Annotated in this window: 16 protein-coding genes and 1 pseudogene; 11 read left to right on the forward strand and 6 right to left on the reverse strand. The window is 59.3% G+C overall.

Annotation, left to right across the window (positions count from 1 at the left end; all coding sequences use genetic code 11):
• Positions 1–432: 432 nt before the first annotated feature.
• Positions 433–624: a helix-turn-helix domain-containing protein gene (locus AC5ZG5_RS30690; RefSeq protein ID WP_130224851.1), complete on the reverse strand. Its 192-nt coding sequence runs from the start codon at positions 622–624 to the stop codon at positions 433–435.
• A 557-nt stretch (positions 625–1,181) separates the two neighbouring features.
• Between AC5ZG5_RS30690 and AC5ZG5_RS30695 the strand changes: the two genes are divergently transcribed.
• Both AC5ZG5_RS30695 and AC5ZG5_RS30700 read left to right on the forward strand, forming a co-directional pair.
• Entirely contained in the window at positions 1,182–1,691 is a 510-nt protein-coding gene (locus AC5ZG5_RS30695; RefSeq protein ID WP_456645672.1) for a sensor histidine kinase, read from the forward strand.
• Positions 1,692–2,640: 949 nt separating this feature from the next.
• A complete protein-coding gene (locus AC5ZG5_RS30700) occupies positions 2,641–3,942 on the forward strand; it encodes a DUF3095 domain-containing protein (RefSeq protein WP_456645673.1) in 1,302 nt (433 codons plus the stop codon).
• Between the two features lie 240 nt (positions 3,943–4,182).
• Here the strand turns inward: AC5ZG5_RS30700 and AC5ZG5_RS30705 are convergent.
• Positions 4,183–4,838 (reverse strand): annotated as a pseudogene (locus tag AC5ZG5_RS30705) (IS110 family transposase); the annotation flags it as partial.
• A gap of 683 nt (positions 4,839–5,521) precedes the next feature.
• Between AC5ZG5_RS30705 and AC5ZG5_RS30710 the strand changes: the two are divergent.
• The 7 genes from AC5ZG5_RS30710 to AC5ZG5_RS30740 all read left to right on the forward strand — a co-directional run bounded on the left by AC5ZG5_RS30710 (position 5,522) and on the right by AC5ZG5_RS30740 (position 11,154).
• A complete protein-coding gene (locus AC5ZG5_RS30710; RefSeq protein WP_130224853.1) occupies positions 5,522–6,295 on the forward strand; it encodes a heme ABC transporter permease in 774 nt (257 codons plus the stop codon).
• A 7-nt stretch (positions 6,296–6,302) separates the two neighbouring features.
• Positions 6,303–6,452 (forward strand): heme exporter protein CcmD, encoded by a 150-nt coding sequence (gene ccmD, locus AC5ZG5_RS30715; RefSeq protein ID WP_456645674.1) that lies wholly within the window; start codon positions 6,303–6,305, stop codon positions 6,450–6,452.
• The gene (locus tag AC5ZG5_RS30720) at positions 6,449–7,072 is read left to right on the forward strand and encodes a DsbE family thiol:disulfide interchange protein (RefSeq protein WP_130224857.1); all 624 of its coding nucleotides are present in this window, start codon (positions 6,449–6,451) and stop codon (positions 7,070–7,072) included. Before ccmD ends, AC5ZG5_RS30720 begins: the two co-directional genes overlap by 4 nt.
• 214 nt (positions 7,073–7,286) lie before the next feature.
• Complete coding sequence (gene ccmI, locus AC5ZG5_RS30725) at positions 7,287–8,168, forward strand: c-type cytochrome biogenesis protein CcmI (protein ID WP_456645675.1); 882 nt, start codon at positions 7,287–7,289, stop codon at positions 8,166–8,168.
• An 11-nt stretch (positions 8,169–8,179) separates the two neighbouring features.
• Positions 8,180–8,635 (forward strand): cytochrome c maturation protein CcmE, encoded by a 456-nt coding sequence (gene ccmE / locus AC5ZG5_RS30730; RefSeq protein WP_130224923.1) that lies wholly within the window; start codon positions 8,180–8,182, stop codon positions 8,633–8,635.
• Positions 8,636–8,677: 42 nt separating this feature from the next.
• Positions 8,678–10,675 (forward strand): heme lyase CcmF/NrfE family subunit, encoded by a 1,998-nt coding sequence (locus AC5ZG5_RS30735; RefSeq protein ID WP_456645676.1) that lies wholly within the window; start codon positions 8,678–8,680, stop codon positions 10,673–10,675.
• Positions 10,672–11,154 (forward strand): cytochrome c-type biogenesis protein, encoded by a 483-nt coding sequence (locus tag AC5ZG5_RS30740; RefSeq protein WP_130224861.1) that lies wholly within the window; start codon positions 10,672–10,674, stop codon positions 11,152–11,154. The genes AC5ZG5_RS30735 and AC5ZG5_RS30740 overlap by 4 nt, the downstream gene beginning before the upstream one ends.
• 174 nt (positions 11,155–11,328) lie before the next feature.
• Here AC5ZG5_RS30740 and ccmB read toward each other — a convergent pair whose 3' ends face one another.
• The 4 genes from ccmB to AC5ZG5_RS30760 form a co-directional block, all read right to left on the reverse strand.
• On the reverse strand, positions 11,329–12,000 hold the full coding sequence (ccmB, locus tag AC5ZG5_RS30745; protein ID WP_130224863.1) for a heme exporter protein CcmB: 672 nt from the start codon (positions 11,998–12,000) through the stop codon (positions 11,329–11,331).
• Between the two features lie 127 nt (positions 12,001–12,127).
• Positions 12,128–12,754: a heme ABC exporter ATP-binding protein CcmA gene (gene ccmA, locus AC5ZG5_RS30750; RefSeq protein WP_456645677.1), complete on the reverse strand. Its 627-nt coding sequence runs from the start codon at positions 12,752–12,754 to the stop codon at positions 12,128–12,130.
• Positions 12,755–13,048: 294 nt separating this feature from the next.
• Positions 13,049–14,305 (reverse strand): 5-aminolevulinate synthase, encoded by a 1,257-nt coding sequence (gene hemA, locus AC5ZG5_RS30755; protein WP_456645678.1) that lies wholly within the window; start codon positions 14,303–14,305, stop codon positions 13,049–13,051.
• A 186-nt stretch (positions 14,306–14,491) separates the two neighbouring features.
• Positions 14,492–15,013, reverse strand: coding sequence for a hypothetical protein (locus tag AC5ZG5_RS30760; protein ID WP_456645679.1), 522 nt, complete (start codon positions 15,011–15,013; stop codon positions 14,492–14,494).
• A 972-nt stretch (positions 15,014–15,985) separates the two neighbouring features.
• Between AC5ZG5_RS30760 and AC5ZG5_RS30765 the strand changes: the two genes are divergently transcribed.
• Positions 15,986–16,633: a cytochrome P460 family protein gene (locus AC5ZG5_RS30765; RefSeq protein WP_456646812.1), complete on the forward strand. Its 648-nt coding sequence runs from the start codon at positions 15,986–15,988 to the stop codon at positions 16,631–16,633.
• Positions 16,634–16,642: 9 nt separating this feature from the next.
• Positions 16,643–17,239 (forward strand): cytochrome P460 family protein, encoded by a 597-nt coding sequence (locus AC5ZG5_RS30770; RefSeq protein WP_456646811.1) that lies wholly within the window; start codon positions 16,643–16,645, stop codon positions 17,237–17,239.
• The last annotated feature ends 22 nt before the right edge of the window (positions 17,240–17,261 follow it).

Here is a 17,261-nt window from a genome sequence, read left to right on the forward strand (position 1 = left end):
CGCTTCCACGGGTGCTTTGAAATCGCTTAATCACAATGGCTGCGATTTCAGGCCATCATGTCACAACGTGCAAAATGTGGTGCCGATTATTCGGAACCGCTAGGGGTGGCACGTTGTGACCGGCGAGATGTCCAGTCATGGCCCAACTCGGACTTCTGGAGAGGTCTGCTATTGCGCCGCTATCAGGGGCGCGGCGGACCTACTATGCACTTGGTCTGCATCGGTCCGGGCTGCCGTTGTGGCCGTTGTCCGGGTTCAGCGAGGCGTCCAGCTCATCAACTTCGCAGCCCTCGCCGCCGGGTAAAGGGAAATGCCCTGTGACTATCTATCCGATAACCGTTTATCATGGGCCTTGATTCAGACGCGATCGCATGCCGGCAGGCCTTGCCTGCTGCGGCTGCGAGCCAGCTCGCCGTATCTTCAATCGAAGTTCTATCCATCACCCTCGGATTTCGCCGGGACGCATCCATGTACTTGGCGAAAGGCACGGAGAAAGCTGCTGCAGCTTCTATAACCGATCACCCATGCGATCTGCTCAACTGAGGATGTCTTGGCGGCGAGCATATCGGCTGCTGCAGGCTTCATCCGAATTACCACCCGATAACCAGTCATTATCGGTAGCATTCCCAATCTTCATTTCAGCATGTGCTTGCACTCTGGGATGGTGACATCCTGGATGCGAGACAGTTTGCTCTCAACGAAAAGTCCGACGAGATCGCCCGATCACCCGGAAGCTTCTCGTGACTCATCTTCAGCAATGATGTGTTCCGCAAAACCTGCGAGACCGAGTTGGCGATGTCGATAAGTGTTCAGGGCGAAAGAGGTGAGGAAGAGCAAAACGCGACCTTGGCTCTTCTCGAGGCGAGAAGCCAAGAAGGACTTGCGAAAGCGCGCTTCGGGATAGTTCTTCAGCGGTCACGAGCGTTAGCCGGGGCTGTGCTATTTATAGAAAGGAAGGCCGCCGAAAGGGTGTTTGACGCAACTCCGCCTGAGCGTTCGACCGCTTCGCGGCTGGCGGCTTTGGGCGAGCTTGCCGGTTTGATCGTGCACGAGGTGAATCAACCACGGACTGCGCTGATAACCAGCGCGGAGGCCCACAGCTGTTGGCTATCAAGATGTCGAATGGAGATATCGAAGGCGGTCGAAGCTGCTAACCAGGTCTGTAGACAAAGGAAAGCGCTATGTTGCGATCGAGTGTGGATTGGAAGTGCTGGCCAACGGTGGCTCAGGCGAGCCTCAGCTTCATCAGGATCGACGGCGTCATTTTGGAAGTATTAGGCATGTTTCGTGACGAGCTCGAGAAGTCATCCATTTCCGTGCGTGCCGACATCGATGAACGGTTGCCGGAGTTGAGGGGAGATCGCTTGCAGCTACAGCAGGTTGTTTTCAACCTGCTGCGAAACGGCATCGATGAGATGAAGGATGTGCACGGCCGGCCGCGAAGGCTGGAAATATCGTGCCGTGCTGATGAAGTCGAAATGTTGGCGACATTTCGACATTGCGGTGTTGGCTCCGGAACAAACACAAACGATATGAATCACGTGTTCGATCCATTCTTCACCACAAGGGATTCTGGAATGAGTTCAGGCCTACTCATAAGCCGGCGCATTATAGAGGCTCATCGTGGACGGATCTCGGCAGAAACGAATGAGGATTGCGGCCTGACTATCCGGTTAGCGCTGCCGCTATGAGGAAGACCAGGAGCGCTCAGGGCGGGTTACAGCATTTCAACTTGCTTACGAAGCAGGCAGCTTTGGCGTCCCAGTTGCGAACAACGTCACCGTCTGCCGTTCAGGATAGTTCAGTCGAAATGAACCAATCCAATCACGGCGATTATGAGTGTACTCACCTCAAGTGCGGACCCCGAGCATAATCGGTTCGCCTCCAATGTATAAGCGTCGCCTGAGGCTAGGTGGGAGCGGCAGCTGGGTTCACTAGAGTTCTCGGGTGCGCAGCCCCTCGATTCATCGGCCGAGTAACCTCGGTCGTTATCATCGATGACAACGATGGCATCGTGCAGTACGCGGAGCGAGCCCCGCGGAAAAGCGGATCGCCAGGCGATCAATCAACTCCGATCATCTCGATCGCCCGTTCCGCAAAGCCGTTGTCGCAAGGCATTTATCCGCTTCACCTCGCGAGGTGTAAGTATCGGACGTTTAGAAGAGATTAGCTCATCTTCATCGCTCCAGACTTTGCCCTCTCCCAACGACATTGAGCACAAGCGACCTGTCACATGGAAGAGAGCCGGGCGAAGACGACCTACAAGAGGCAATTCGTCTTTCCGCGCCTTGCGCGTCGTGAATGGCTCGGCGGTGCAGCTTCGCGGCGCAACTCCAAGCTATCGCGATCCTCTATAGTTTCAATAACTTTACTTAAGGCGCCGCAGAAATAGAACTGGTCCATGGAGTCGGCATTGCTTCGGCGAAACGCCGTCGTCGGAATGCGCATGGTGGGAACGTGGAAAGATGCACGTAGTGAAGATATCGCAGGTATTGCTGGCTGAAGTGGCGATTGTATCGCGCAGCGCAGCCGACATCAATATCTTTCGACTGCCAACGAAGGGTCGCGAGTTACTCAACACATCAATCTTGCATCGGACAAGGACTATGTCATGTCACGCGCATGTATCGGAATAGTGGAATGAGTGAGAAAAACGACAAAGAGAACCAGCAAATGACATCGCCCCAAGACGGCTTGATGAGCAAGATTGCTCAAGAACTTGCTTTCGCAAGCACGAATACAGAGGACTTCTACGCCGACCTGAAGCCATTCGCCAACTTCGAGCAACTGACGAATTTCGATCGCTATCTTCCTCTGCCGGACGACTGGTTCATCGGGGTAGCCGATGTTGTCCAATCGACTCGGGCGATAGAGATCGGTCGATACAAGGCAGTCAACACCGTAGCTGCTGCGGTGCTGGTCGCGATAACTAACGCGTTACCTAGACTCGGCTTTCCTTATGTTTTCGGCGGCGACGGAGCGACCGTAGCCCTTCCGGGTAAGTATCTCGATGACGTGCGGTATGAATTGGCGCGAACTGCGGCTTGGGCCGAAGATTCTCTCGGTCTTGTGCTTCGAGTCACGATCGTTCCCGTTTCGGAGATCCGCGCGGCCGGTCACGATGTCCGTGTCGCGCGATATGCCGCATCCGAGAATGTCTCGTATGCCATGTTCACCGGGGGTGGCGTTGCCTGGGCGGAAACGCAGCTAAAGAAAGGAGAATTCGCGATACATCGCGCACCGTTGGATGCCAAGCCTAATCTATCAGGGCTCTATTGCGGGTTCGGTCCAATCCCTACCGAGCAGGGGGTCATCCTGTCTATTATTGCCTTACCGCTCGAAGATCAGGCGTCGTATAGGGCGCTGGTGGCAGACGTTTTGACCCTGATTGAATTTTCGTCGCGCCGGTCGGGACATCCGTTGCCGGAGGGCGGTCCGCTACCCAGCTGGCTCGGAGGCGAGATCCAGAGACTGCTTAGCAGGGACTCCCCACACGCGAACCTCCTGACCGCCGCGGCAGATGCATTACGAGCAATCAAGACGCGAATCGTTCTTGCGGCAGGTATTCGCATTGGCCGCTTCGAACCCTCCAAGTATCGACGGGAGATGTGGCAGAATACGGACTTCAGGAAGTTCGATGACGGACTGAAAATGACGGTGGATTGTTCGCCGGAAATCGCAGAGGCTATCGAAGCTCGACTGGTTTTCGCCGAGCGTTCTGGCGTTTGTTTGGCGGGTACACATCGTCAGAAAAGCGCACATCTCACCTGTTACGTTCCTTCAAACATTCAGTCCGATCACGTCCACTTCGTTGATGGGGCCGACGGCGGCTATGCCGCGGCTGCCGCCAAAAAAAGGCGGGTGAGGCTGCCGCGCGGCACGAATGGTCACTATAGAGCGAATAGGAGCATCGACGCCGGCGAGCGGCCGCACCGTGATTGAGATCGGAAAGGATCGCGTCATTGTCGATGCGGGGGTGGAGACGGCCGCGCTGTCGCGCTGCTCGCCGTTCTCGAGCGACGACAATTCGGGAGCATCCCCCAGATTAACTGCGTGTTGCTGCGAATGCCGGTGATACGCGTCCGACACCGAACAAGAATATAGGGTTGGTGTTCGTCTGGTTGACGGACCAATAATCGCAACAACAGCGGGATGTCGGGCGGAGTTCGCCAGTTTGCGCGACCCTACGCCAGAGACCGTCATGAGGCGCCGTCCGGTTTCATCCGATTTGGACGGTCGGCGAACTTCCTCATCAAACCTTCCTTGCTACTGACGGACTTGGTCGTGGACCAGAAGAACGGGATTAACTACCGAATGCAGCTGATGATCGTTATTTGTAACTCGATAATCTGTTTCCGAAACTGGAAACCGAAAGCTATCGAGAACAGCAGGCCGTACTCTCCAATGATGCTGCGAACTTGGTTTTCGATATCTCCTCGGATCCCGACCGACCGAGGTCGAACCACTAGAATAGCACGGGTCCGTTGAATCTCTTCGCTCTTGACTTCACTTCCCGGTACCAGCCGACGTCAACTCGGCCAGTCCCCTAGCGTCATTCTGATCGCTGTTTCTCAGGCGATTTGCGAGTACGGCATGTGCGTGGCGAGCATCGACAACTGGAACGTCGACGCGTCGCAGTTCGTGCGAAAGCCAGCTCGCCATTGCGCCGGTCTCAAACCCGATACGTTCGGCATTTGGTGCCACGCTTGGGAAGCAGTTCAGTCAATGCCCCGGCTCGGATTTAGCTTTGCTTTCGAACGTTACCCGCCCCCGCTATAGTCGATCCCACATACTGAAGCGTCCTTTTGCGAGACGTCGAGCCCGACGTACCGCCTCATGGTAGCGCTGCGAATCGGTTGATCGCGAGAGCTCGACGATAATAGGATGACCTTAGTTCAGAATCGTCGATCGCAGTTACGTCATAGTTCCCAAATTTGCATGCCGAACGACACCGTCGTGCGAACGCTGGACATCCAAGACGGGATGACGGATGACGGCTTCGGATATCGCCGGAAAGCCTGGCGCCGTCGATGTGGTTGCCCAACAGCTCCTAGAGCCCGACCGCCATGATCGAGTCGCTGTTGGAAGACGAAGTCGACCCGCGTCGGATCGTGGGGATAAGGGAAAGATCGTCGGAGCAAAGTCGCTGCTTCGCTCGAAACACGTCTAGTCCATCCGGGCAAAAGTTTCAGGTGGATGGTCAGCTTCAAGGTCGTGCTCGGTTCAATCTCTGGCATCGACACTAATCTCTCTCGCGCTCAACCCCCGTGATTCGCAGACGTCAAAACCGGTTAAGCCGGTCAGGCCATTCGACTGCGCTGATACGTGGCAAAGTGTTCCATTCAGATGCGCCAACGGCATCGAAACGATAACCGATTGTAATTGGCGAAGCTGCTACGGATGCATTGTATCACGCGATAGGCGCGCCACCGACTTTATTGGGCACTAGCCGTTTGCAACCAATCTAGAAAGAGCTCTCGACCCATACATCCGAGGCTGTCGATTTCAGGAGATCGGAAACTTGAAGGTCAGTTTCATCGCCTACGCCAATCCCACCAATTTTCTGCACGTTGCCGCGAAGCTGCTGCCGTGGCTGTGGGGGTTGACGGCGTTAGCCTTTGCGCTCGGCCTCTTCGGTGCGTTCACGGCACCACCCGACTACCAGCAGGGCGAGATGGTGCGCATCATGTACATTCACGTTCCGGCCGCCTGGGTGGCGATGCTGGCCTATACGCTGATGGCGATCTCGGCGGTCGGCTCGTTGGTTTGGCGCCATCCGCTTGCGAATGCGGCGCAGAAGGCTGCCGGGCCGCTCGGTGCCGCCTTCACTTTTACTTGCCTCGTCACCGGCTCCCTCTGGGGCAAGCCGATGTGGGGCACGTACTGGGTGTGGGACGCCCGGCTTACTTCCGTGCTGGTCCTTTTCCTGATCTATCTCGGTCTGATCGGACTCTGGCAAACAATCGAGGACACCAGCAGGGCCGCGCGGGCCGCATCGATCATGACGCTGGTCGGGTTCATCAATATTCCTATCGTCAAATTTTCGGTCGACTGGTGGAATACCCTCCACCAGCCAGCCTCTGTGTTCCGGATTGAAGGCTCGACGATCGCCGGCCCGATGCTATGGCCACTGCTCGTCATGTCGCTTGCATACACGCTTCTATTCGCGACGCTCCACGTTATGGCGATCCGCAACGAAATCATGCGGCGCCGCGCTCAGCGGCTCGCGATCATGCTGGCGGCCGTTGGCGAATCCGCTGGGGCCCGACTGCAATCGGTCGAAACTGTTTCCTGAGGGTGCGATGGCTCAGCATGGCGGGTTCATCGTGGCAGCTTATCTGGTGACGGGCACGATCCTGATCGGGACGATCGCGGCAATCCTCTTAAACTATCGGCTTCAGCTGCATGCGCTGGCCCGCCTTGCACCAGGCCGTCTCGGCAATCGCTCATGAACGACACTCCTCCCTCGAAATTCCTCTCACCCGATATCGCGGCCACTCGGCACCGCTTGGTCCGCATTGTGGCGGCGGTCCCGAGTCTGGTTTTCCTGGGAATTGCCGCACTGCTCGCGGTGCGGCTTGGCGTCGACAACCCGTCACTCGTGCCTTCGGCCCTGATCGGCAGGCCAGTGCCGCAATTCGCGTTGGCGCCGCTTGAAGGGCTAGCCACGCCCGGGCCGCCCGGCCTGTCGAGCGCCGACCTGAAGGCAGGGCATGTGACGCTTGTGAACGTGTTCGCGTCCTGGTGTGTCGAATGTCATAACGAGCACGAGGCACTCATGGCCTTGTCGCGTGAACCGGCGCTGCGGCAGCATGGGGTAAAGCTTACTGGCATCATCTACAAGGACGATCCAGGGAGTGCGCGGAGCTATCTCAATGCCAAGGGGACTCCGTTCGCACAGGTCGGCATTGACCCGTCCGGCAGGACCGGTATTGATTTCGGCGTCTATGGCGTCCCCGAGACCTACGTAGTCAAAGGAAATGGGACCATCGCCTACAAGCTGGTGGGCGGCATCTCCGACGCGACGCGTCCCGCTTTGATGGCAGCAATCGCAAGCGCGCAACGGCCATGACGGCTACTTTGCCAAGTCTCGATCCATATACAACAGGTCTAACAAGTCTGATCTTGTCCGTACGCGCGGCGTCACTGGCCTGCGCCACAGGCAGGCGATCGATCGGCTCGAAGGAACTGCACTACAGGAGCATTTTGGTCGTAGAGAATGGCGAGCGTACCATCTTTTGCAAGGTCACGCGTTCGCGGAAGTCGGCGGTAGAGGAACTTGAGACATGCTTTGGCTTGCCTTCGCAATGATGACGGCCGCGGTCTCGCTGGCGCTGCTCCGGCCGCTCTCGGCGCGGCAGGAAGAGCGTAACCCGCGCGCTTCTGACATCGCTTTCTATCGAAGCCTATTGGTTGAAACGGATGATGATGTCCGCCGAGGCTTAGTCGCGGCTGAGGATGCCGCGGCGGCGCGAGCCGAAATTGCGCGCCGGCTGCTCGCCTCCGTCGACTCCGTGCGGAAGGATCGGCCGCATGCATCGGTGCGACCGAGGCGCATCTGCGCCGTTCTGACGGTTGTTGTGGTGCTGCCGTTTATCGCTCTGGCGCTTTATCTTAGGGTGGGCGCGCCTAACCAACTTGACATGCCAGCATCACGCCGGACGGGTGCAGAGTTCAACCCCACGGCTATAATCCCCAAGATCGGGGCGCATCACGCGGCCGACCTCAACGACGGACACGGCTTCCAGGCGCTCGTGGTCGAGCAAGACGGCAGCACAGAAAAAGCAAGGCAACTCTGGCAGGCGCTACGAGCGGATTCGCTATCCGACGCGCCGTGGATGGATGCTGTGCATCCGCATTTGGCTGCTATTGCCGGAGCGCCGCAGCCGGGCGTGGAGGCCGCGCGGTCCGGCTTAGACAGTACCGGCGTTGCGGCGCCGCCTCCAGAGCAGAGGGTGGAGGTGACCAGTGCGATGGTGGAGGGACTCGCTGGGAAGCCCGCGAAGAACGATCACGATCTCGACGGGTGGCTGCAATTGATCAGGGCCTACGCGGTCGCGTGTAAGCAAGAGAAGGTCGAAGAGGCCGTGGCAAATGCTCGGGTTAGGCATTCGGACAACATGAAGCGTTGGCACGCGTTGATGGGTTCGTCAAACAGCTCGGGCTGAAAGGACAAATTTTGGCAAGAAAGAAAAGGCGCCTTCTCCTCATCGGCGCGGCTGGCATAACTTTGGCGATCGCGATGAGTCTCGTACTCTTTGCGCTACGCGACAGCATCGTCTTCTTCTACGGGCCGACCGAAATGGCCGAGAAAGCGCCGCCGTTGGGAACGCGGCTGCGGATCGGCGGGCTGGTGGAGCAGGGCTCACTGATACATGAGGGCCCGTCGACCGTCACGTTCGCGGTGACCGACCTTAAGAAGCACATCAAGGTCATCTACACAGGATTGCTACCCGATCTCTTCCGGGAAGGGCAGGGTGTCGTGGCCGAGGGCACGGTGGAAGGTCTAAGCCTCTTCCATGCCGACACTGTGCTCGCCAAACATGACGAGCGCTACATGCCCAAGGACGTGGCCGACAGGCTCAAACGGCAGGGTATTTGGCGTGACGGCGAGCAGTCCGCGCAGACACAATAGAGTTGCCGTTTATGGTTCATATCAGCGTCCAGGAGTGACAGGGTGATCGTCGAAACGGGACATTATGCGCTCGCCCTAGCTTTAGCGGTCACACTGCTGCAGTCGGTTCTGCCGATCTGGGGTACTCGCCGCGGCGATCTCGGGCTCGCCTCGATGGCGGTGCCTTCCGCGATTACCCAATTTGCGCTGGTGGCCTACGCCTTTGCGGCGCTGACCTACGCTCATGTGGTGTCCGACTTCAGTCTCGTAACGGTCGTTGAGAATTCGCATACCACCAAGCCGCTCATCTACAAGCTCGCGGGCGTCTGGGGCAATCATGAAGGATCTATGCTGCTCTGGGTCTTAATCCTGGCGATCTTCGGAGCCGCGGTGGCGAGCTTTAGCCGCGGCATGGCAGATGAACTGCGGGCCAATACGCTGGCGGTCCAGGGTTGGATTGCGTTTGCCTTCCTACTGTTCATTCTGCTCACATCCGACCCCTTCGCGCGCCGATTTCCCGCACCCTTCGAGGGGCAAGACCTCAATCCGTTGCTTCAGGACCCTGGCCTCGCGATACATCCGCCGCTGCTCTATCTCGGCTATGTCGGCTTCTCGATTGTGTTCTCCTTCGCGGCGGCGGCGCTGATTAGCGGCCGCGTCGATGCCGCCTGGGCCCGATACATTAGACCATGGGCGCTGATCGCCTGGAGTTTCCTGACGCTCGGCATCGCGATGGGTTCTTACTGGGCCTATTACACCCTGGGCTGGGGTGGATTCTGGTTCTGGGATCCGGTGGAGAATGCCTCGTTGATGCCCTGGCTCGCGGGCACGGCGCTGCTGCATTCTGCGGCCGTCATGGAAAAGCGAGACGCGCTCAAGATCTGGACCATCTTCCTCGCGATTCTCACCTTCTCGCTTTCGCTGCTCGGCACGTTCCTGGTCCGCTCGGGCGTGCTTACCTCGGTGCACTCCTTCGCCAGCGACCCATCACGCGGCCTCTTCATCCTGGCGATCCTTATCCTCTTTATCGGCGGGTCGCTCGTTCTCTTCGTTTGGCGCGCTCCGGCCTTGCGACCCGGCGGCCTGTTCGCGCCTGTGTCTCGGGAAGGCGCGCTCGTGATCAACAACCTGATGCTGACCATCTGTTGCGGTATCGTCCTCACCGGTACCCTTTACCCTCTGGTACTTGAGACCTTGACCGGCGACAAGATTTCGGTCGGTGCGCCTTTTTTCAATCTGACCTTCGCTCCGTTGGTCCTTCCCATCCTGCTATTAATGCCGATCGGCCAGTCGCTTTCTTGGAAGCGCGGCGACTTTCTCGGCGCAGCGCAACGGGTGATGGTTGCGGCGGCGGCGGGCGTGGCCCTTTCACTAGTTCTGGTGGCGCCCCTGCGTGGCGGCCCGATCCTCGCTCCGATAGGTGTGGGCTTGGCGGTCTATCTGATCCTTGGATCGTCCAGCGAACTAGTGTCGCGGATCTGGGCCAAAGGGCAGGCCTGGCGGGTGACTTTGGCCCGCGCGACTGGGCTTCCGCGTTCGGCTTGGGGCACGGCTATCGCCCACGCGGGGCTCGGCGTGACACTGTTGGGGCTCGCCGCAACCGGTTGGGGCGTGGAACAGATTGCGGCGGTCAAGCCGGGGCAGACGGTCGATCTCGGACTCTATCAAGCCACCATAGTCAAGCTTGAGGAGCGACAGGGCCCCAACTATTCCGAAATAGGGGTCCGTGCGATTATCAGCCAGGGTGGGTCGACGGTAACGACGATTGAACCGGCCAAGCGCACGTTTCCGGTGCGCCAGACTACGATAATGGAAGCGGGCATCGTGACCCTAGGTTTCGGGCAGGTCTATATCTCGCTCGGGGACCAGCACCCGGATGGTTCGATCGATGCCCGCATGTTCTGGAAGCCGCTCGTTACGTTAATCTGGATTGGCGCGATCGTGATGGCGATCGGAGGAATTGTGTCGTTGTCCGATCGGCGTCTCAGGATCGGCTTTGCGCGTCGTGCCATTCGCGGCCGCCTCTCTGGCGATCCTGTAGCGCCGCAGCCCGCAGAATGACCGCGCTCCGTCGCTTTCTCATTCTTTTGGTCGTGTTCGCGGGGCTCGCGCCCGGTCTGGCGAGCGCGGTCCAGCCCGACGAGGTCCTCGCCGATTCAAAGCTCGAAGCGCGCGCGCGGGGAATTTCCGTTGGGCTGCGCTGTCTTGTCTGTCAGAACCAGTCGATCGACGATTCGAGCGCTGAGCTTGCGCGGGATCTCCGGCTACTGGTTCGCGAACGTCTGAAGGCGGGCGACAGCGACGCGCAGGTGCGCGATTTCCTGGTGCGGCGCTATGGAAATTTCATCCTGTTGAAACCGCCATTCGACTCGGAAACCGCCCTACTCTGGGGCACGCCGGCCCTCCTGTTTGTGGCAGGCGCGATCCCGCTTCTTCTCGGACTGCGCCGCCGCAGGCGGTTCCCGCCGCCTGATCCGCTGAGCCAAGCCGAGTGCGACCGGCTCGCGTTGGTATTGAACGCCGATATTCCTTCAGAGTGATTTTGGGATTAGTCGGATCGTTTTATCTTGCGATATGCACGTGCCGAGGCATTTCACCTCTTCCCTTCAAGCGTCGACTCGAACGGCGGCGTTAGTCATACCGCGCCACAGATTGGAGCCGTTTCACCGACGTGATCCGCTTCGGAACGAACTTATTTCCACCGCTTGCTTCCTTTATTCCGCCGCCCCGCGAAGCGCGGCGGCTGCAGCGATCGGCGCGAGCGCAAAGGACGCGAGACTAAGCGCGCAGAGGATCAGAAAGGGCGTTAGGAATGACACCGTCCCACTCGCCGCCGCCGAGGCCGCCGAGACGCTAAAGATCATCACTGGCACCGCCAGCGGTACGACAAGAATCGAGAGCAGAAGGCCGCCGCGTCGCAACGTGACGGTAAGAGCTGCCCCGATCGCGCCCAGAAAAGTTAGAGCTGGTGTGCCTACTAGCAGGCTCACGGTCACTCCCCCGAGCGCCGGGCCATCCAGGGCCAACATCAGGCCGAACAGAGGAGAGAGGATCACCAGCGGCAGCCCTGTGGCGCACCAGTGAGCTAGGCACTTTACCAGGACAACGAGTTCTAGAGGTGCCGGTGACAGAAGCATCTGGTCTAGCGAACCATCCTCGTGGTCGGCTTGGAACAACCGGTCAAGGCCTAGCAGAGTCGCCAGGAATGCTCCGAGCCACAGGATGGCCGGACCGATTCGCGATAGCAGGTTCAAGTCGGGTCCGATCGCGAAGGGCACGATCGTGACGAGACCGAGGAAGAAGATTATCGCGAGAGACCCTCCGCCGCCGATGCGGCGCGATAGCACGAGATCGCGGTAAAAAACGGCTAGAAGAGTATCTGTCATGGCCTCCATCCGCCGCCGCCATAGCGGTGTGACCGTCTCCCTTGAGGAAAAGGATCGGCCAGGCCTTGTTTCTCGCTCCGGGGCGTATGGAAGCGAAGCAGGCGGGCAGGGCGCCGCGGCACTGCTCTCATTGCGCCTCAAGCCTCAGTTCGAGGGCCCCTGGCAGACCGAGTGGTTCGTGGGTCGCGGCAAGCACTAAGCCGCCGCGTCCGAGATGATCGGCCACAATACCCATCAGCATGACACGTGCGGCTCGGTCTAGTGCGGTCAATGGCTCATCGAGCAGCCATAGAGGGCGGTCAGCGGCCAGGAGTCGGGCCAACGCGACGCGGCGGCGCTGACCTGCCGAAAGATAGCCGACCGGCAGGTCGACAACGTGCGCGAGCTCGACGCGGTCGAGCGCCTCCCGAGGGGGCAGCCGGGCCTGCCCAGAAAGGGTCAGACCGAATTGGATGTTTTCGCGAGCGGTCAGCGCGGACTTCAACCCGTCGAGGTGACCCACGTAGTGGACGCGCTCTGCGAGAGGCGCCAGATCCTTGGCCCCCCACTCGTTCAATGACGCGCAGCCGGACGCCGGAGGTAAGAAGCCGGCGATCACACGCAGCAGGGTTGATTTGCCCACGCCATTTGAGCCCGTTACTTCGCCGAGCTGTCCGGCGTCCAGCCGTAACGATACGCCACGGAGTACGGTGCGCCCACCGCGCACGACCCAGAGGTCCGCGACTTGGAGATGGCAGGATTGTGTGTGGCTCATCTTCGCTTTCAGTCAGCTATGCCCCGCGCCGTTCGCGTTTTTAGAACGCTCCCCTGCTTGCTTCTCGCTCGCGGCGGCGCGAGCCCAGGTTGGCATCACATCGCGTGAGAGATCCGACTTAGCGGCACGGGTGCCAGACGTGACGCCACGTTTGGGCCGATGACTCCGACCCCGTCGATGGCGGAACTTCGGTGGCTCGGCCCAGGCTCGCCTCTTGGCCGAACCATCGGAGCGCCCTGTTCGCGTGTGGCCGAGCACCCGCTGTCGAGAACCCAACTCGCCCAGGGACACGGCTCAATCCAAAGCCAGGGTATCCCAGGTCTCGACGAGCGCTGCCGTTAGCTTGGCTATGTGTGCCGCCCCGTGGAGCGGCGAGGGCGTGATGCGCAAACGCTCGGTGCCGCGTGGGACAGTAGGGTAGTTGATCGGCTGGATGTAGATGGCGTGGTGCTCAAGCAGGTGATCGGCAGCCGCCTTGCACCGCTCTGCATCACCGACCATCACCGGCACGATGTGAGTGTCGGTGGCGAGCACCGGCAGACCGGCGGCCTTGAGCGCGGCCTTTGTTGCAGCCGTCTGTCGCTGATGTCCCTCGCGCTCGGCATTCGAGTGCTTGAGGTAGCGCACGGAAGTGAGGGCAGCGGCGGCAACCGCAGGCGGCAGGGCTGTGGTGAAGATGAAGCCCGAGGCGAAGCTGCGTACCGCATCGCAGATTGTCGGCGAGGCCGCGATGTAGCCCCCGATGCAGCCGAAGCCTTTGGCGAGGGTGCCCTCGATTACATCTACGCGGTGCATCACCCCGTCGCGCTCGCTGATCCCGCCGCCGCGGGGGCCGTAAAGGCCGACCGCGTGGACCTCGTCGAGGTAAGTCATCGCGCCGTACTGATCCGCAAGGTCACAGATCCTGCCGATAGGTGCCACGTCGCCGTCCATGGAGTAGACGGACTCGAACACGATGAGCTTAGGGCGGTCGCCCGCCTCCTGTAGCAACGCCTCAAGATGGCCGTGATCGTTGTGGCGGAAGATCCGCTTCTCGCAGCCCGATTGACGGATGCCTTCGATTATCGAGTTGTGGTTGAAGGCGTCGGAAAGGATCAAGCAGTCCGGGATCAGCTTGGCGATCGTCGAGATGCCGGCCTGGTTCGAGATGTAGCCCGAGGTGAAGACGAGGCTCGCCTCCTTGCCGTGCAAGTCGGCGAGCTCGCGCTCAAGGTCCACCAGTGCCGAGTTATTTCCCGCGATGTTGCGCGTGCCGCCCGCGCCGACGCCGCAGCACCGGGCAGTCTCGATCATCGCGGCCACGACCTCTGGGCGCTGCCCCATGCCGAGATAGTCATTGGAGCACCAGACCGTGATCTCGGTGGTCATCCCGTCGGGCCGGCGCCACTTGGCGACCGGGAAGCGGCCAGAAATGCGCTCGACATCGGTGAAAACACGGTAGCGCCGCTCATCGTGCAAGCGATCGAGAGCCCTGCGGAAGTGACGCTCGTAGGCTTGGTGCGCGCCCTTCGTGTCGCCCGGCCTGGACGCGACCCTTGCGGGCAAGTGCATGGCTGGCGCTCCTTGCCCCGACATCGCGCTCAAGCACGGACATGCTTCGCCAGCACGAGCGCGAGTTTGAGGTCTCGCCAGCAATTCCGCCCCTATAACGTGATCTGCCATCTTTGCCAGGTCCTAAAGCTGAAGCCCCGGTTGTCCATGGCTCATTATCTTTCAGGCCCTCTCGTCTCGCACAAGTTATTGTTTGTATGCCCTCTGATTATTGCCATGCGCGTCGGCTAAATGCGATCTCTGGTGTGAACTTGCAAAGGCAAGTAGCGCGATCCAGCCACCTCCATGACAAGAATGCAGTCCGCTACCTTGTGCCTTGCGTTCGGTCGCAAGCACATGCGGGGCTGCGCTTGTGGCGCGACAGATGACGCCATGTTTTGTTTTGCGCATTGTGCCATGCTGCTTGCCCCAATCGAAGATGCATTCGATCATCGCCCGGCGTGATTGCGGCGTGCCATAGCCTTCGTGGCGCGTGGTCCGCCCGTCGACGGCGCTCCAGCGGCTCTTGCCAGTTTTGGTGATGCCGTTGTTCTGCGTCACGTACGGCGCGACGGTGAAGGCGCGAAGATTGGCCACATGATAGGCCGTATGATAGGCTTTGTCCTCACCGGCAGTGATACGGTGACCTTGGCCTTGATTTTCAGCATCCGTTCCGAGGCACGACGCTCGGCGGTGCCGTTGGCGAGAGTGAGTATGCCGGTTCTTCATGGTGGCGTGGCCGATGTGGGAGAGCTTTGCCTCCCACCCCGGCGGGCTTCGCGAGGGCGACCGTCGGGATTACTAGTCCGCGCATGCGTGTCGTTCTTGCACTCCTGGCCATGAAAGCTCGCGCCGTCGCTGTCATCGCTGCCGTCCTTGGGGCGGAAGCTCTTCCGTGAAGCCCAGGCTTCAATCAACGTCCTGTCCAAAATGCTCGTCCGACAATAGCGACACGATCCGAGGATGGTTCTTGTTTATGAGCTTCGTAAACACGTTGTGTTTCTGCGGCCGCTCACGGTTCTTCGTGAAGCGGGGCGGGTCCCAGACCGGATCGTCCGGCGACAGCCCCACGAACCAGCAGTACAAGCGATTGCAGTCCAATTGCTAGATCAGCTGTCTTTCGACCGCATGCCGTAGAACGCCTGCACAGCAATTGCTCCGGAGAGATCGAGGGGCATCCTTCGGTCGAATAGAGCGTATCAAAATTACGGTTCAGCTCGCCAGCACATCACGGACAAGCGTTCGACTCTTCTCGGCGGACGGTTCGGCGGCACCAACGTCTCGGCGAGATGTACGACAACAGCCGGCCCTGATCCACAAATGTGCCCCGCATACGAGCCTCCACCAATTCATGATAAAAAAGTGAATCAGCAAATTCTCGCTACGGCGAGGTTTTTCAGCAGACTGCTAGTGAGTGCTGGACTAGCTACACGCTCTCGACGTTAAGCGCAGAGATCGCCTCATCGAGCTGCAACATTCACGATTGCCACCGCCTTACGAGGCAGCAAGGTGAGTTGGCCAAGGGAGTATCGTGTCTCGAACGATAAACTGCCCGCGATCCGCATTCCCAACGTGCATCGATTCGATGACCACATTCGATTTTCGCGACGCAGGGCCTTGGGTTAAATTTCGCCTTGCTGGGCGGAGGAAGTCACTCTCATCGCCGACGCGAGCGAATCGCGGTTTGACTGGAGAAAAATCATGAAGCACACCGTGTCACTATTGCTTTCCAGCGTTCTTGCTGTCGGCGCGATCACAACGGCGGTATTCGCGCAACAACCAAAGCTTCCTCCACCGGACGACTGGCATGCGACTGGGCGCTATCTTCCGGAATACACGAGTGATGGTGCTCTCGTGCTACCGAAAAACTTCCATGAATGGGTTTATGTCGGCTCGCCCCTGACGCCAAACATATTGAACAATGGGAAAGCAAACTTCCCGGAGTTCCATAACGTATACATCGAGCCGGGTTCCTATGAAATCTATAAGAAGACGGGCGTCTTCCCCGAAGGAACCATCTTCGTAAAGGAGCTACAACTTATGCTGCCCGCCGATCGTGCGGACGGCTCGAGGCAAGAGCCCTCTGGGCGCGGGTTCTTTCCGGGGCCCTTTAACGGCGCCGATGTAACCGTCAAAGACACCAAACGGTACCCCGAGACAAATGGCTGGGGTTACTACAACTTCAACCACTTCGAGCCGAAGGCCGCCACCGCCAAGGTCAGGCCACTGGAGGAATGCGCGTATTGTCATATCGCTAGTGCTAAACGCGATGACGTATGGACGCAGTTCTACGCGTTACTCGACCAGGTGCCGGTGCCGCCCGCCGAAAACAAGACTATAAAAAAGTAGGAGCCTGCGATGAAGATTCTCAAGCCAACGATGGCGGCTTTGTCGGCGTCCATAATCGCAACGGGCATTGGATGGCTGGTCTCGCTGCCGGCGGGCAGTCAGGCCGGCTCTGCGCAGGCTCAGGCCGGCTCTGCGCAGGCCCAGCTCGTCGATGCGGCCGGCAACATGCACATACCGGACAATTACCGCATCAACTATGAATACCTGGGAAGTTGGTCTGTGGCAGGCGATGAGAAGGGTGCGAAAGAGATGCACACCGTCTACGCCTCACCGGGAGCTGCGGAGGCTTATCGCGCCACGGGTCAGTTCCCTGATGGATCGGTCTTAGTAAAAGAGGTCCAGAGCACAGCGACTGCAGTAATGACCACGGGCACGGTCAGTCATGTAGATCGTCTCAAGGGTTGGTTCATGATGGTGAAGGACAGCAAGAACAGCCACCCTGACAACAAGCTGTGGGGTAACGGCTGGGGCTGGTCCTGGTTTGATGCTGACAATAAGGTCAAGACCACCTCGAAGGATTTTCGTGCTGATTGTCTGGGCTGCCACATTCCAGCCAAGGCGACGGATTGGATCTATGTCTCCGGTTATCCCGGACTGAAGAAGTAGGTGCGCCAAAAAATGGTCGTCC

The organism is Bradyrhizobium sp. Ses1 (assembly GCF_059512365.1).

Bases quoted from the DNA above. Each gene is read 5' to 3' on its own strand.
- AC5ZG5_RS30690 (WP_130224851.1), bottom strand. From the start codon at position 624: ATGCTACCGATAATGACTGGTTATCGGGTGGTAATTCGGATGAAGCCT.
- AC5ZG5_RS30695 (WP_456645672.1), top strand. From the start codon at position 1,182: ATGTTGCGATCGAGTGTGGATTGGAAGTGCTGGCCAACGGTGGCTCAG.
- AC5ZG5_RS30700 (WP_456645673.1), top strand. From the start codon at position 2,641: ATGAGTGAGAAAAACGACAAAGAGAACCAGCAAATGACATCGCCCCAA.
- ccmD (WP_456645674.1), top strand. From the start codon at position 6,303: ATGGCTCAGCATGGCGGGTTCATCGTGGCAGCTTATCTGGTGACGGGC.
- AC5ZG5_RS30720 (WP_130224857.1), top strand. From the start codon at position 6,449: ATGAACGACACTCCTCCCTCGAAATTCCTCTCACCCGATATCGCGGCC.
- ccmI (WP_456645675.1), top strand. From the start codon at position 7,287: ATGCTTTGGCTTGCCTTCGCAATGATGACGGCCGCGGTCTCGCTGGCG.
- AC5ZG5_RS30740 (WP_130224861.1), top strand. From the start codon at position 10,672: ATGACCGCGCTCCGTCGCTTTCTCATTCTTTTGGTCGTGTTCGCGGGG.
- ccmB (WP_130224863.1), bottom strand. From the start codon at position 12,000: ATGACAGATACTCTTCTAGCCGTTTTTTACCGCGATCTCGTGCTATCG.
- ccmA (WP_456645677.1), bottom strand. From the start codon at position 12,754: ATGAGCCACACACAATCCTGCCATCTCCAAGTCGCGGACCTCTGGGTC.
- hemA (WP_456645678.1), bottom strand. From the start codon at position 14,305: ATGCACTTGCCCGCAAGGGTCGCGTCCAGGCCGGGCGACACGAAGGGC.
- AC5ZG5_RS30760 (WP_456645679.1), bottom strand. From the start codon at position 15,013: ATGAAGAACCGGCATACTCACTCTCGCCAACGGCACCGCCGAGCGTCG.
- AC5ZG5_RS30765 (WP_456646812.1), top strand. From the start codon at position 15,986: ATGAAGCACACCGTGTCACTATTGCTTTCCAGCGTTCTTGCTGTCGGC.
- AC5ZG5_RS30770 (WP_456646811.1), top strand. From the start codon at position 16,643: ATGAAGATTCTCAAGCCAACGATGGCGGCTTTGTCGGCGTCCATAATC.